This is a genomic window from Pseudomonas sp. NPDC090201, from assembly GCF_044746825.1.
GTDB lineage: Bacteria > Pseudomonadota > Gammaproteobacteria > Pseudomonadales > Pseudomonadaceae > Aquipseudomonas > Aquipseudomonas putida_AD.
This window is the reverse complement of the sequence record NZ_JBIVCX010000002.1, coordinates 817,482-831,837: the sequence shown is the minus strand read 5'-3', so window position 1 is coordinate 831,837 and position 14,356 is coordinate 817,482. Positions and strand designations below refer to the sequence as shown.

General features: G+C 61.3%; 10 protein-coding genes. 6 read left to right on the top strand and 4 right to left on the bottom strand.

From position 1 onward, the window contains the following. The first annotated feature begins 275 nt into the window (after positions 1 to 275). On the top strand, positions 276 to 2,039 hold the full coding sequence (locus ACIPOO_RS09940; protein ID WP_400606230.1) for a cation:proton antiporter: 1,764 nt from the start codon (positions 276 to 278) through the stop codon (positions 2,037 to 2,039). Positions 2,040 to 2,087: 48 nt separating this feature from the next. On the opposite strand, the gene ACIPOO_RS09935 is transcribed toward ACIPOO_RS09940, so the two are convergent. The 3 genes from ACIPOO_RS09935 to uvrD all read right to left on the bottom strand — a co-directional run bounded on the left by ACIPOO_RS09935 (position 2,088) and on the right by uvrD (position 5,963). Then, entirely contained in the window at positions 2,088 to 2,495 is a 408-nt protein-coding gene (locus tag ACIPOO_RS09935) for an SMI1/KNR4 family protein (RefSeq protein WP_274132146.1), read from the bottom strand. 132 nt (positions 2,496 to 2,627) lie between these two features. Continuing rightward, the gene (locus ACIPOO_RS09930; RefSeq protein WP_400606227.1) at positions 2,628 to 3,479 is read right to left on the bottom strand and encodes a Tim44 domain-containing protein; all 852 of its coding nucleotides are present in this window, start codon (positions 3,477 to 3,479) and stop codon (positions 2,628 to 2,630) included. A gap of 297 nt (positions 3,480 to 3,776) precedes the next feature. After that, positions 3,777 to 5,963, bottom strand: a complete 2,187-nt coding sequence (uvrD, locus tag ACIPOO_RS09925; RefSeq protein ID WP_274132148.1) for a DNA helicase II — start codon at positions 5,961 to 5,963, stop codon at positions 3,777 to 3,779. 308 nt (positions 5,964 to 6,271) lie between these two features. On the opposite strand from uvrD, the gene ACIPOO_RS09920 reads away from it, so the two are divergent. From ACIPOO_RS09920 to ACIPOO_RS09910, 3 genes are all read left to right on the top strand, one after another. Continuing rightward, entirely contained in the window at positions 6,272 to 8,311 is a 2,040-nt protein-coding gene (locus ACIPOO_RS09920; RefSeq protein WP_400606225.1) for a putative bifunctional diguanylate cyclase/phosphodiesterase, read from the top strand. 144 nt (positions 8,312 to 8,455) lie between these two features. Then, positions 8,456 to 9,322 (top strand): transcriptional regulator HexR, encoded by an 867-nt coding sequence (hexR, locus tag ACIPOO_RS09915; RefSeq protein WP_274132150.1) that lies wholly within the window; start codon positions 8,456 to 8,458, stop codon positions 9,320 to 9,322. 217 nt (positions 9,323 to 9,539) lie between these two features. Beyond that, complete coding sequence (locus ACIPOO_RS09910; protein ID WP_274132151.1) at positions 9,540 to 9,758, top strand: PA3496 family putative envelope integrity protein; 219 nt, start codon at positions 9,540 to 9,542, stop codon at positions 9,756 to 9,758. Here the strand turns inward: ACIPOO_RS09910 and ACIPOO_RS09905 are convergent. Next, positions 9,712 to 10,662, bottom strand: coding sequence for a LysR family transcriptional regulator (locus ACIPOO_RS09905; protein WP_274132152.1), 951 nt, complete (start codon positions 10,660 to 10,662; stop codon positions 9,712 to 9,714). The two genes, ACIPOO_RS09910 and ACIPOO_RS09905, sit on opposite strands and share 47 nt — an antisense overlap. Positions 10,663 to 10,870: 208 nt before the next feature. On the opposite strand from ACIPOO_RS09905, the gene ACIPOO_RS09900 reads away from it, so the two are divergent. Both ACIPOO_RS09900 and oadA read left to right on the top strand, forming a co-directional pair. Further along, the gene (locus ACIPOO_RS09900) at positions 10,871 to 12,286 is read left to right on the top strand and encodes an acetyl-CoA carboxylase biotin carboxylase subunit (RefSeq protein ID WP_274132153.1); all 1,416 of its coding nucleotides are present in this window, start codon (positions 10,871 to 10,873) and stop codon (positions 12,284 to 12,286) included. A gap of 98 nt (positions 12,287 to 12,384) precedes the next feature. Beyond that, positions 12,385 to 14,190, top strand: coding sequence for a sodium-extruding oxaloacetate decarboxylase subunit alpha (oadA, locus tag ACIPOO_RS09895; RefSeq protein ID WP_274132155.1), 1,806 nt, complete (start codon positions 12,385 to 12,387; stop codon positions 14,188 to 14,190). Positions 14,191 to 14,356: the final 166 nt, after the last annotated feature.

Below are 14,356 nucleotides of genomic sequence, written 5' to 3'. Positions count from 1 at the left end.
TTGGACGGTGCTCGGGTGTGGATTGGCAATCAAAGCCAACGTTATCGGGACGCAAACCGCCGCGTCGTCGTCACGCTTGAAGCCTATCTGTTTCTATATATTGCACCGGCTTTATCGGCTTTTGTGCGGTGTTAACCTGCAAAAACCCTTGGATGGGGTAATTCCTGCGTTCCTGTCAGATTAAACCGACACCGTTGGCGGCTTTTCGCACAGCAGTCGCTTCTCTATCGAGGCGAGAACGCGCATACCACTGCTAGTGACAAGGAGCCGCGCCCATGCACGCCATCAGTTTCATTCAGGATCTGGCCGTCATCATGCTCGTGGCCGGGGTGGTGACGGTGCTGTTTCATCGTCTCAAACAACCGGTGGTGCTGGGCTATATCGTGGCCGGCTTCATCATCGGTCCGCACACCCCGCCGTTCGGCCTGATCCACGACGAAGACACCATCAAGACCCTCGCCGAGCTTGGAGTGATCTTCCTGATGTTCTGCCTGGGGCTCGAATTCAGCCTGCGCAAACTGTTCAAGGTCGGCGCCACGGCGTTCATTGCCGCGTTTCTCGAAATCATGCTGATGATCTGGATCGGCTACGAGATCGGCCAGTATTTCGGCTGGAGCACCATGGATTCGCTGTTTCTGGGAGCGATCCTGGCCATTTCCTCAACGACCATCATCGTCAAGGCCCTCAACGACCTGAAGATGAAAAACCAGCGTTTTGCCCAACTGATCTTCGGCGTGCTGATCGTCGAGGACATATTGGGTATCGGTATCATCGCCTTGCTGTCCGGCATCGCGGTCAGCGGCACGGTCAGCTCCGGCGAAGTTTTCTCCACCGTCGGCAAGCTCTCGCTGTTCATGATCGTCGCCCTGGTCATTGGCATTCTGCTGGTGCCGCGCCTGTTGGCCTACGTGGCGAAGTTCGAAAGCAACGAGATGCTGCTCATCACCGTATTGGGCCTGTGTTTCGGCTTTTGCCTGCTGGTGGTGAAGCTGGAATACAGCATGGTGCTCGGCGCGTTCCTGATCGGCGCGATCATGGCCGAATCCCGGCAATTGATGAAAATCGAGCACCTGATCGAACCCATTCGCGACATGTTCAGCGCCATCTTCTTCGTCGCCATCGGTTTGATGATCGATCCGAAGATCCTGCTCGACTATGCCTGGCCAATCGCAGTCATCACCGTGGCCGTGGTGCTGGGCAAGATGTTGTCCTGCGGACTGGGGGCATTCATTGCCGGTAACGACGGCAAGACTTCACTGCGGGTCGGGATGGGCCTGTCACAGATTGGCGAATTTTCCTTCATCATCGCGGCGCTGGGTATGACGTTGCAGGTCACCAGCGACTTCCTCTATCCGGTCGCGGTGGCTGTGTCGGCGATCACCACGCTGCTGACGCCTTACCTGATCCGGGCGGCCGATCCGCTCTCGCACTCCCTGGGCAATATCGTGCCTGCGCGCGTCGCCCGGGTTTTCGGCCTGTACGGGGAATGGCTGCGCAGCATCCAGCCCCAGGGGCAGGGCGCGTTGCTGGCATCGATGATTCGCAAGATTCTGCTGCAAGTGGGCGTGAACCTGGCGCTGGTGGTGGCGATCTTCTTCTGCGGCGGGTATTTCGGCGAGCGCATCGGCGAATACTTCAGCGAGTGGGTCAGTGAAGTCGGCCAGCAGAAGGCATGGGTCTGGGGCGCGTCGTTGCTGCTGTCGCTGCCGTTCCTGATCGCGGCCTATCGCAAGCTCAAGGCGCTGTCGATGCTGCTGGCAGAGATGGGGGTCAAGCCGGAAATGGCGGGGCGCCATACCAAGCGGGTGCGCCGGGTGATCGCCGAAGTGATCCCGCTGCTGTCGCTGTCGGTGCTGTTTGTGCTGATCGCATTGCTCTCGGCGAGCATGCTGCCGACCAGCGAGTGGCTGCTGCTGATCGTGATGGTCGCGGCGGTGGTGGCCGCCGTGCTGTGGCGCTGGTTCATCCGCGTGCACACGCGCATGCAGATCGCGCTGCTGGAGACGCTGGGCAACAACCAGGAACCTTCGGAGCGCTAAGCTCGCAAACTTGAGCCCCGAAGGTCGAAAGGTGAGGGCAGGCGCGGCTCAGCTTTCCAGCCAGACGTCCCGCGCCCAGTGCCACACCGATTCCCAGCTCTCTTCGGTGACCAGCTCTTCTTCGCCGGACCACAGCACCACGGTGCCGTCTTCCTCGACGCAGTAGTAGTCGTCACCGTCCTGGCAGATCGGGATCAGGTCGCGGGGCACGCCTGCGTCCCAGGCGTTGGCCGCCACTTCCGGAAGGTAGGTGTGCGAGCCGGGGTCGGTGACCGTGACCGGCTCCAGGCTGCCGTATACCACGTCGCTGACCGTCAGCAGAAATTCCTTGAACACGAAAGGAATGTTGATGAACAGCTCTTCTTCGATTTCGACCAGCTGATCTTCGTCCGGCAGCTCAAGCGGGACGGGAACCGGCTCATTGGCTTCACGGAGTTGTTCGATGACTTCTTCCACGACGTGGATCCTCTAACAAATTGCGCGGGTTATACAGTAGCTTAAAGACATCACCAAATTAATCGCAGAACTCAAAAAAGCAAAACCCCGAAACGAGTTCGGGGTTTTTGACTAGAGCGATGCCGCAGAGTTTCAGCCGTTCTGGCGAATACCTGCCACCAGCCAAGGCTGGTTCTCGCCCGGAGCACGTTCCATGTTCCAGCTTTCGCTGAACACTTCACCCTGGTCGAAACGCGAAGTCTTCGAGACGCCGCTGAAGGTCAGCGTGGCAATGGTCTTGTCGGCGCGGTCGTCGACACCTTCCAGTTGCACGCTCAGGTTGTCGATGTAGGTCGACTGGAAGCCGTCACCCAGATCGGCGCGTTCCTTTTTCAGGAACTGCAGCATTTGCGGGGTTACGAACTCGGCGATCTTGTCCATCTCGTTCGCGTCCCAGTGCTGCTGCAGCGACTGGAAGTGATTGCGTGCGGCTTCAATGAAGCGCTCTTCGTTGAACCAGGCTGGTGCGTTGATCACCGCACGGGCCGACGCGGCAGGCGAGCCGCCGAACATCGAGTTGGTGTTCTGCGCAGGCTGCTCGATGGTTTCACGCTGGTACGGAGCACCGGCTGGAGCCATGTGTGGCTGCTGTTTGCGACGACGGGCCGCGATGAAGCGGAAGATCACGAAGGCGATGACCGCCATGATCAGGATGTCGAAGAACTGCATGCCCTGGAAACCGCCGCCCATGAACATGGAGGCCAGCAGGCCACCGGCAGCGATACCGGCCAATGGACCCAGCCATTTGGAAGCACCGCCTGCCGCAGGCGCAGGGCGACCGGCGGCGTTAGGTGCTGCGGCTGGAGCGGATGGTGCTGTCTGACGCGCCTGGTGGCTAGGCGCCGAGCCCATGCTCTTGCCGCCACCGAAACGCGCGGCGTTGGCATCCAGACTCATGGTGAGCCCGATGACCAGCGCCAAGGCGATGCTTAGAAAACGTTGCATATAGGGAATTCCCGTTTGTGGATTGCACGCGCGCCATATTGAACAGGACAAATGTGTCTGACCAGCGACCATATGTTTCTGGCTTTTGCGTGGATCTCAATAGAGCCCGTACTACTTGGGTCGTAGGGCAGTTGAGAAAGTTCTGTAGGAAAGATGGGGGCACAACGTAGGAATGCAAGTGGACCCTGTAGGAGCGCGCTTGCCCGCGATTGCGGTGTGTCAGACGATTCATTCGTTACAGACACGCCGCAATCGCGGGCAAGCGCGCTCCTACAGAGGTCCGGCGTCAGACCGGAATCAAACCGGCTCCAGCTTCGCGTAGCCCAGCATCAGCCACTTGCTGCCTTCGGCGAAGTTCACCTGGACCCGCGCCTGGGCGCCCGAGCCTTCGAAGTTGAGGATCACGCCTTCGCCGAACACCGCGTGCTGTACGCGCTGGCCGAGGGAGAACTGGCTCTGGGGGATGCCTTCGCCGTCGAACAGCCGGCTGGGCGCCATGGTCTTGGAGCCGCCGAACGGGCGCGAGACGCTGTTGGACAGGCGCACTTCCTGAATCAGATTCGGTGGAACCTCGCGTACGAAGCGCGACACCTTGTTGTAGGTCTCGCTGCCGTACAGGCGTCGGGTTTCGGCGTAGGTCAGCACCAGGTGCTGCATCGCGCGGGTGATGCCAACGTAGGCCAGGCGGCGTTCTTCTTCAAGACGGCCGGGCTCTTCCAGGCTCATCTTGTGCGGGAACAGGCCTTCTTCCATGCCGACCAGGAACACGTAAGGGAACTCCAGGCCCTTGGCGCTGTGCAGCGTCATCAGCTGGATGCTGTCTTCGTGTTCATCGGCCTGGGTATCGCCGGCTTCCAGCGATGCGTGGCCGAGGAACGCGGCCAGCGGCGTCAGGTCTTCCTCGCCCTCGCTGGTTTCGAAGGCGCGGGCGGCGCTGACCAGTTCCTCAAGGTTTTCTACCCGAGCCTGGCCCTTTTCGCCTTTCTCTTCCTGGTGATAGGTGATCAGACCCGACTGCTCGATGACGGTCTGGGTCATCAGGTGCAGCGGCATGTCCATGACCTTGGCCGAAAGGTTCTCGATCAGCTCGATAAAGGCGCCCAGCGCGCTGGCGGCGCGCCCGGTGACACCTTTGTTGGCCACCAGCAGGCGCACAGATTCCCACATCGACACGTCGGCGTGGCGGGCGTGCTCGCGGATCGCCTCGACGGTCTTCTCGCCGATGCCTCGCGGCGGTACGTTGATCACGCGCTCCAGGGCCGAATCGTTGCCACGGCCATCGAGCAGGCGCAGATAGGCCATGGCGTTCTTGATCTCGGCGCGCTCGAAGAAGCGCTGGCCGCCATAGATACGGTAGGGGATGCGCTCGCGCAGCAAGGCCTCTTCCAGCACCCGGGACTGGGCGTTGGAGCGGTAGAGAATGGCGATATCGCTGCGCGACATGCCGGTCTTGATCGCGCTTTCGATGGTCTCGACCACGTAGCGCGCTTCGTCGTGTTCGTTGAACGCGGCGTACAGGCTGATCAACTCGCCGTCGCCGACGTCGGTCCACAGCTCTTTGCCCAAGCGGCCGCTGTTGTTGACGATCAGCCCGTTGGCGGCTTTCAGGATGCTGGCCGTGGAGCGGTAGTTCTGCTCCAGGCGGATGGTTTCGGTATCCGGGAAGTCATCGGAATACTGATGAATGTTTTCGATCTTCGCGCCGCGCCAGCCGTAAATCGACTGGTCGTCGTCGCCGACCACCATCAGACTGTCGCCGCCCTTGGCCAGCAGGCGCAACCAGGCGTACTGCACGGCGTTGGTGTCCTGGAATTCGTCCACCAGGATGTGACGGAAGCGGCGCTGGTAGTGCTCCAGCAGGCCCGGATTGTCGCGCCACAGGTCCAGGGCACGCAGCAGCAGTTCCGAGAAGTCGATGACGCTGGCGCGCTGGCAAGCGGCTTCATACGCCTCGTAAATCGCCTTCATGGTGCCGAGGAACATGTCGCCGGCGGCCTGGATATGCTTGGGCCGCAGGCCTTCGTCTTTCTGACCGTTGATGAACCACTGCGCCTGACGCGCAGGCCATTTCTGCTCGTCCAGGCCCATCTCGCGGATCACGCGCTTGACCAGCCGCTGCTGGTCGTCGCTGTCCAGGATCTGGAAATTCTGGTTGAGCCCCGCTTCCTGCCAGTGCGCCCGCAACAGGCGGTGCGCCAGGCCGTGGAACGTGCCGACCCACATGCCCGCCGGGCTGATGCCCATCAGTTGCTCGATGCGATGACGCATCTCGGCGGCGGCCTTGTTGGTGAACGTCACCGACAGGACCGAGTGCGGCGAGGCGTTCTCGACCTGCATCAGCCAGGCGATGCGGTGCACGAGCACACGGGTTTTGCCGGAACCAGCGCCGGCCAGGACCAACTGACGACCCACGGAGGCGGCGACCGCCTGGCGTTGGGCATCGTTGAGGGAATTGAGCAGGAGGGAGAGGTCATCAGTATGCATCGGCGCATTCTAGGGTGCGGCGGGGATGGCGGGCAAACTCTAACGCCGGTCGGTCAAAAAGATCACACCACAGCCCTGTAGGAGCGCGCTTGGTCTGGGCCGCATCCGGACGACGGCGGTGTGTCTGTGACGGATGGGTTGGCTGACCCGCCGCCGTCGCGGGCAAGCGCGCTCCTACAAGGAGGTGAGAGCGCGGAAAGCGAGGCCCCCGAGCCATTCATGCAATTTATTTTTCTGACTGTATGGTCCGTGCGATGGCTTGTGTATGCTCCGCTGACGTTCAAGGCCCACTAATTACAAAAATTGCCATGATCTCCAGCAAAGACGCCCCGGCCGACTCTGTGGCGACACGCCGCGTCATCCGCAAACAGTTCGCGACCCAGCTTGCCGTCGAGCGCACACGTCTTCTTTATCAAGGCTCGCTGCTGCCGACCTTGTTCATGTTCATCAACGGCATGCTCTGCGCCTGGCTGCTCTGGAGCCCTGAACGCTATCTGTTGGTGGGCATCTGGGTCGGCTGGCTGTCGGCGCTGGTGTGCCTGCGGGTGTTGCAGGTGGCCGCGTTTCGCGCAGCACCGCCTGAGCGCCAGGCGCAGCCGATCTGGCGGCGCATGTTTCTCGCCGGGGCTTGCGTCAGCGGCCTTACCCTGGCCAGTGCGGCGCTGGTGGTGGTGCCCGTTGAAAGCTTCCTCCAGCAGGCCTGGGTCTTCGGCCTGATCGGCGCGGCGACCCTGTCGGCCAGTGTGGCTTATGCCGCCAGCATTCCGGCGTTCCTGACGTTTACCGTGCCTTGCCTGGCCCCGCCGATCGTTTACCTGTTCTGGGGCGGTGATGTGCCGTTGCGCGGCTGGGCGTGGCTGGGTCTGATCCTTCTATTGGCGCTGATCGTGGTGAGCGCGCAGGTCAACCGGTTGATCCAGCGCGGCCTGACCCGACGCTTTCAGAACCTGGCCCTGATCGAGCATCTGCAAGAGGCCCAGGCCAAAAGCGAGGCGCTCAATCAGGAGCTGGCCCGGCAGTACGAAGAACGCACCCGCTACCTGTCGCACTACGACGAACTGACCGGCCTTGCCAATCGTTCGCTGTTCAACGAGCGGCTGCGCGAGGCCAATCAGCGTGTTCGACAAGGCGGGCAGAACCTGGCCTTGCTGCACATCAACCTGGATCGCTTCAAGCTGCTCAACGACAGCCTGGGGCTGGATGTCGCTGACCAGTTGCTGCGTCAGGTCGGGCGCCGCCTGAGTGCCGAACTGTCCGACGCCGACACCATCGCCCGGCTGTCCGCCGATGAGTTCGCGGTGCTGTTCGACACCCACGGCAACCTCACCACGCTGGCCCGCACCACCACGCGCCTGCTGGCCAAGCTGCGTGCGCCTTTGTCGGTGAGCGGGCATGAACTGGTCGTCAATGCCTCCATCGGCATCGCGCTGTTGCCCGAATCGGGCAAGGACGTGGTCGCGCTGGTCAGCCAGGCCAACATGGCGATGCAACACGCCAAGCACCTGGGCGGGAATAACTTCCAGTTCTACACCGACAGCCTTCAGGCGCGCACCCTGGAGCGATTGCAAATGGAGATTCAACTGCGCCGCGCCATCGAGGAAGGGCAGCTTGAAGTGTTTTACCAACCCAAGCTTGAGCTGGCGACCGGGCTGCTGAGTTCCGCCGAGGCGCTGGTGCGCTGGCGGCATCCGGTCCGGGGCATGGTGCCGCCGGGGGAGTTCATCGGGTTGGCAGAGGAGAGCGGGCTGATCGCCGATATCGGGGAGTTCGTCCTGCGCCGCGCCTGTCGGCAGGCGTGCGAGTGGCAGCGCAGCGGCCTGGCGCCGATCCGGGTGTCGGTGAACCTGTCCGTGCACCAGTTGCGTCAGGGCAAGCTGGTCAGTTTGGTGCGCCAGGTGCTCGATGAAACCGGGCTGATGCCCGAATACCTTGAACTGGAATTGACCGAAAGCCAGTTGCTCGACAGCGTCGAACACATCATCAGCACCTTCCAGCAGTTGCGTGAGCTGGGGGTGAAGCTGGCCATCGACGACTTTGGAACCGGCTACTCGTCCTTGAGTTACCTCAAGCGCTTCCCCGTGGACTACGTGAAGATCGACCAGGCGTTCATTCGTGGCCTGAACGAGGGCACCGAAGATGCCGCAATCACTCGCGCCATCATCGCGATGGCCCACAGCTTGGGCCTGAAAGTGGTCGCCGAGGGCGTGGAAGACGCGCAGCAGTTGGCGTTTCTGCGGGCCCATGCCTGCGATGAGGTGCAAGGCTACCTGATCAGTCGGCCGGTGGAGGCGAGTGCCATGGGCAATGTCCTGCGTGATTGTGTAGTGAGTGCCTGGAGTCATGCGTGAAAAGTCCTACACTCCACGGCGACGAGTCGCTCACAAACGATCGTTTGAGCATTGCAGGCTCGTTTAGCTGTGCGGCTTGCAGGTCATGTAGTATAACTACAAGAAAGCTACAACCCGGCCCATCCTTCTAATGAGTCCTGTCCTTTGAATCTGTTGCAGCACATCGCCCAGTCCCGCCATCTCTTGCGTAAGTCGGAGCTCAAGGTAGCCGACCATGTGCTGCTCGATCCTGCGGCAGTGATGCATAGCTCCATGGCCGATCTGGCCCATAGCGTCGGCATCAGCGAGCCCACCATCGTGCGCTTTTGCCGAGCCATCGGCTGCACCGGGTTCCAGGACCTGAAGCTCAAGCTGGCCCAGAGCCTGGCCGCTGGCGCAAGCTTCGGGCAGTTCGCGATCCACGAAGACGATTCGGTCGCGGACTACAGCCTGAAAATCTTCGACACCACGCTGCACACGCTGATGGAAGTGCGCGAGAAGCTCGACCCTCACGCGCTGCAGGCGGCCGTGTCGGTGATGGCCTCGGCCCATCGGGTGGAGTTCTATGGCTTCGGTGCATCGGGAGCTGTAGCGGCTGACGCCCAGCACAAGTTCTTCCGACTGTTGCTGACGGCTGCGTCCTACTCGGATCCGCACATGCAGGCCATGTCGGCGGTGACGCTCAAGCCCACGGATGTTGCGGTGTGCATTTCGCAGTCGGGGCGCTCCAAAGACCTGCTCATCACCGCCAACCTGGTGCGTGAGAGCGGCGCCAACCTGATTACCCTGTGCCCGAGCCAGACCCCGCTGGCGGAACTGTCGACGGTCAACCTGGCCATCGACGTTCACGAAGACACCGAGATCTATACGCCGCTGACCTCGCGCATCGCGCACCTGGTGGTCATCGACGTGCTGGCAATGGGCGTCGCCATGGCTCGCGGCCCAAGCCTGGTCAACCACCTCAAGAGCGTGAAGCGCAGCTTGCGCAGCCTGCGTCTGTCGCCCAAGTCGATCAAATCCTCCGAAGATTGATGGGCAATACCTGCCTGTAGGAGCGCGCTTGCCCGCGATGGCGGTGTGTCATTGACGAATCCATTGACTGACACTCTGCCGTCGTCCGGATGCGGCCCAGACCAAGCGCGCTCCTACAGGTCGGTGCGAGCCTTCACCAACTTGTAACGCTTTCGCCGCTTGATCGTCACGCCCCAAGGCCACCCTGTACTCCCGCACACGCAATGGGAGACAGGATATGCCTCGGCACTACGATGACTCACAGACCTCCAACGTCAAAACCCGCCGTCAGCAGGAAGACCAGCGCCGCATGGCGTTTCGGCGTGCGATTGAAACGCGGTTCGAAGACCGCCGCCTGACCCTCGAATTCGACGATTACCTCGATGTCTCCGGTTCCTTCTGGCAGAGCGCTAGCGCTGCGGAAGCTGGCCATCAAAACGCGCGACCAGCTCGCTGATCTGTGCACGTTCGGTGCGGATGAACGCAAGGAAGGCGTGAGCCACCGGCGATAGGCGCTTATCCCTGGCCTGTACCACGCACCAGCTGCGATACAGCGGCAGCTCGGCCACCGGCAGCTCTTTGAGGGTTGCGGTGGCCAGTTCCAGGCTCAGCGCATGCCGTGTCAGCAGGGCCACACCCAGCCCCGCCACCACGCATTCGCGCTGCGCTTCGGCCGAGGACACTTCAAGCGTGTGCTCGAAGTGAATGCGCTTTTCCTTGAAATACTCTTCACAGGCCCGGCGCGTTCCCGAGCCGTGTTCGCGAACTACCAGTGTGTGGCCTTCAAGATCCTTGAGGGTTGGATTGGCCAGCTGCGACAGCGGGTGGTCCGGACGCGCGACGGCGACAATCGGGTTATTGAGAAACGGCAGAAACTCCAGCCCCATGTCCTGCGGCACCATCGACATCACCACCAGATCGTCACGGTTGTCTGAAAGCCTGCGAATCACCTGCGCTCGGTTGACCACAGTGAGGTTGAGCATGACTTCGGGGTATTGGCGCTTAAAAGCCGCGAACAGGTGAGGAACGAAGTACTTGGCGCTGGATTCGATCGCAAGCTTGAGTTGCCCCTGCAACGAGCCCTGCATGTCGGAGAGCTGCATGTCGAGGTTTTCCAGACGCCCGAAAATGTCACGGCTGGCCAATTGCAGCGCCTCGGCGGCTTCGGTCAGGTACAGCTTCTTGCCGACGTACTCGAACAACGGCTGGCCAATCAGCTCCTCGAGCTGACGAATCTGCAGGCTGACGGCCGGTTGCGTGAGAGACATTTCCTCAGCCGCGCGGCTGTAGGACCGCAGATCGCAGACTTCATTGAAGATCCGCAATTGACGCAATGTCATACGCATCAATGACTTACGCAATTTTCAAGCACTCCGCCAATGGCTGAAAGGTCAACTATAAGGTTTTGCTTATGTTTAACCCAATTTTTACTCATTTTTGTTAATTGCTGATTCGTCATAGGGTGAGGCCATCGCTGCGACGCAACATGCCGCAACATTGATGTAGCGCAACGTCGCTTCGTACAGACCGGGTCTCCGGTCCGTCTGATCATCGGTCGAGGAAATGCCAGTGATAACAAAAATCCTGATCGCCAACCGTGGGGAAATTGCTGTTCGTATCGTGCGCGCCTGCGCCGAGATGGGCATCCGTTCGGTTGCGATCTACTCCGACGCGGACCGCCATGCGCTCCATGTGAAGCGTGCGGACGAGGCTTATGGCATTGGTTCCGAACCGCTCGAGGGTTACCTGAACCCGCGCAAGTTGGTGAACCTGGCCGTGGAAACCGGTTGCGACGCACTGCACCCAGGTTATGGCTTCCTCTCTGAAAACGCCGAACTGGCGGACATCTGCGCCGAACGTGGAATCAAGTTCATCGGTCCTTCGGCTGAAGTCATTCGCCGCATGGGCGACAAGACCGAAGCGCGCCGCAGCATGATCAAGGCCGGGGTTCCGGTCACGCCAGGCACCGAAGGCAACGTCGCGGACATCGCCGAGGCCCTGGACGAAGGCGAACGTATCGGCTATCCGGTGATGCTCAAGGCCACTTCCGGCGGTGGCGGGCGCGGCATTCGTCGCTGCAACAGTCGTGAAGAGCTTGAACAGGCGTTCCCTCGGGTCATTTCCGAGGCGACCAAGGCCTTCGGCAAGGCCGAAGTGTTCCTGGAAAAATGCATCGTCAATCCCAAGCACATCGAGGCGCAGATCCTCGGCGACAGCTTTGGCAATGTGGTGCACCTGTTCGAACGTGACTGCTCGATCCAGCGCCGCAACCAGAAGCTGATCGAGATTGCCCCGAGCCCTCAGCTGACCCCAGAACAGCGCGCCTACATCGGCGACCTGTCGGTGCGCGCGGCCAAGGCCGTGGGCTACGAGAACGCCGGTACCGTGGAGTTCCTGCTCGCCGAGGGCGAGGTGTACTTCATGGAAATGAACACCCGGGTGCAGGTGGAACACACCATCACCGAGGAAATCACCGGGATCGACATCGTTCGCGAGCAGATTCGCATCGCCTCCGGGCTGCCGCTGTCGGTCAAGCAGGAAGACATCATCCACCGTGGTTTCGCGCTGCAGTTCCGCATCAACGCCGAAGACCCGAAGAACAACTTCCTGCCCAGCTTCGGCAAAATCACCCGTTACTACGCGCCCGGCGGGCCCGGTGTGCGGACCGATACGGCGATCTACACCGGTTACACCATTCCGCCGTTCTATGACTCGATGTGCCTGAAGCTGATCGTCTGGGCGCTGACCTGGGAAGAGGCGATGGACCGTGGCCTGCGCGCGCTGGATGACATGCGCCTGCAAGGCGTGAAGACCACCGCCGCGTATTACCAGGAAATCCTGCGCAATCCGGAGTTCCGCAGCGGACAGTTCAACACCAGCTTCGTTGAAAGCCACCCTGAACTGACCAACTACTCGATCAAGCGCAAACCCGAAGAGCTGGCTCTGGCCATCGCCGCCGCCATTGCCGCCCACGCAGGACTTTGAATGCAGCTGCAAGCTGCAAGCGGCAAGCTACAAGTCAAAGCGGATCGGCTTTTTCTTGCGGCTTGTAGCTTGAAGCTTGGAGCTATGAGGAGATAAGAATGACGAAGAAGATCTTTGTAACCGACACCATCCTGCGCGACGCCCACCAATCGCTGCTCGCCACCCGCATGCGCACCGAAGACATGCTGCCGATCTGCGAGAAGCTCGACAAAGTCGGCTACTGGTCGCTGGAAGTCTGGGGCGGCGCGACGTTCGACGCCTGCGTGCGCTTCCTGAAGGAAGACCCGTGGGAGCGCCTGCGCCAGCTGCGCGCTGCACTGCCCAACACCCGTCTGCAAATGCTCCTGCGCGGTCAAAACCTGCTGGGCTACCGCCATTACAGCGACGACGTGGTCAAGGCCTTCGTCGCCAAGGCGGCGGTCAACGGAATCGACGTGTTCCGCATCTTCGACGCCATGAACGACGTGCGTAACCTGCGCGTGGCGATCGAGGCAGTGAAGGCCGCGGGCAAACACGCTCAAGGCACCATCGCGTATACCGTCAGCCCGGTGCATACCATCGAGGCTTTTGTGGCTCAGGCCAAGCAGATGGAGGCCATGGGTTGCGACTCCGTGGCGATCAAGGACATGGCTGGTCTGCTCACGCCGTTCGCGGCTGGCGAGCTGGTCAAGGCGCTGAAAGCCGAGCAGTCGCTGCCAGTGTTCATCCACTCCCACGACACCGCTGGCCTGGCTGCGATGTGTCAGCTCAAGGCGGTGGAAAACGGCGTCGATCACATCGACACCGCGATTTCCAGCTTCGCCTGGGGCACCAGCCACCCTGGCACCGAGTCGATGGTTGCTGCGCTCAAGGGCAGCGAATTCGACACCGGCCTGGACCTGGAGCTGCTGCAGGAAATCGGCCTGTATTTCTACGCCGTGCGTAAGAAATATCACCAGTTCGAGAGCGAATTCACCGCAGTCGACACTCGTGTGCAGGTCAACCAGGTGCCGGGCGGCATGATTTCCAACCTGGCCAACCAGCTCAAGGAACAGGGCGCCCTTAACCGCATGGCCGAAGTGCTGGCCGAGATCCCGCGCGTGCGCAAGGACCTGGGCTACCCGCCGCTGGTGACCCCGACTTCGCAGATCGTCGGCACCCAGGCGTTCTTCAACGTGCTGGCTGGCGAGCGCTACAAGACCATCACCAACGAAGTGAAGCTCTACCTCACCGGCGGCTACGGCAAGGCGCCGGGCGAGGTGGACGAGAAGCTGCGGCGTCAGGCAATCGGCAACGAAGAGCTGATCGACGTGCGCCCGGCCGACCTGCTCAAGCCGGAAATGACCAAGCTGCGTGGCGAAATCGGCGCACTGGCTCAATCCGAAGAGGATGTGCTGACTTACGCGATGTTTCCGGACATTGGCCGCAAGTTCCTCGAAGAACGTGCAGCCGGCACCCTGGCGCCAGAGCCGCTGCTGCCGATTCCGGAGCCGGGTACCGTGGCCAGGGCGGGCGGCGAGGGCGTTCCGACCGAGTTCGTCATTGACGTACACGGCGAAAGCTATCGCGTCGACATCACTGGCGTGGGCGTCAAGGCCGAGGGCAAGCGCCACTTCTACCTGTCCATCGATGGCATGCCGGAAGAGGTGGTGTTCGAACCGCTCAACGAGTTTGTCGGCGGCGGCATCGGCAAGCGCGCCCAGGCCAGCAAACCGGGCCACGTCAGCACCACCATGCCGGGCAACATTGTCGATGTGCTGGTCAAGGAAGGCGACACCGTCAAGGTTGGCCAGGCCGTGCTCATTACCGAAGCCATGAAGATGGAAACCGAGGTACAGGCGTCGATTGCCGGCAAGATCGTGGCGATCAACGTCGCCAAGGGTGATCGCGTGAACCCGGGTGAGATTCTGATCGAGATCGAATGATCGCGATCAAGCAACGATAAACAGCCTCACGCGCATAGACGCGGGAGGCTCAATGGTTACCTCTGGGGGAGCACTCGTGGCTCCCTTTTTTTGCCTGCTTTTTACTGAGCCCGGAAAATCGCCCCCGCCGGCAAGCGGAGCGCCGCCCGGCCGGGCTGCTACGGAT

Excerpts from the sequence above, each read along its gene's own strand:
- ACIPOO_RS09940 (WP_400606230.1), top strand. The coding sequence starts at position 276 with ATGCACGCCATCAGTTTCATTCAGGATCTGGCCGTCATCATGCTCGTG.
- ACIPOO_RS09930 (WP_400606227.1), bottom strand. The coding sequence starts at position 3,479 with ATGCAACGTTTTCTAAGCATCGCCTTGGCGCTGGTCATCGGGCTCACC.
- uvrD (WP_274132148.1), bottom strand. The coding sequence starts at position 5,963 with ATGCATACTGATGACCTCTCCCTCCTGCTCAATTCCCTCAACGATGCC.
- ACIPOO_RS09920 (WP_400606225.1), top strand. The coding sequence starts at position 6,272 with ATGATCTCCAGCAAAGACGCCCCGGCCGACTCTGTGGCGACACGCCGC.
- ACIPOO_RS09910 (WP_274132151.1), top strand. The coding sequence starts at position 9,540 with ATGCCTCGGCACTACGATGACTCACAGACCTCCAACGTCAAAACCCGC.
- oadA (WP_274132155.1), top strand. The coding sequence starts at position 12,385 with ATGACGAAGAAGATCTTTGTAACCGACACCATCCTGCGCGACGCCCAC.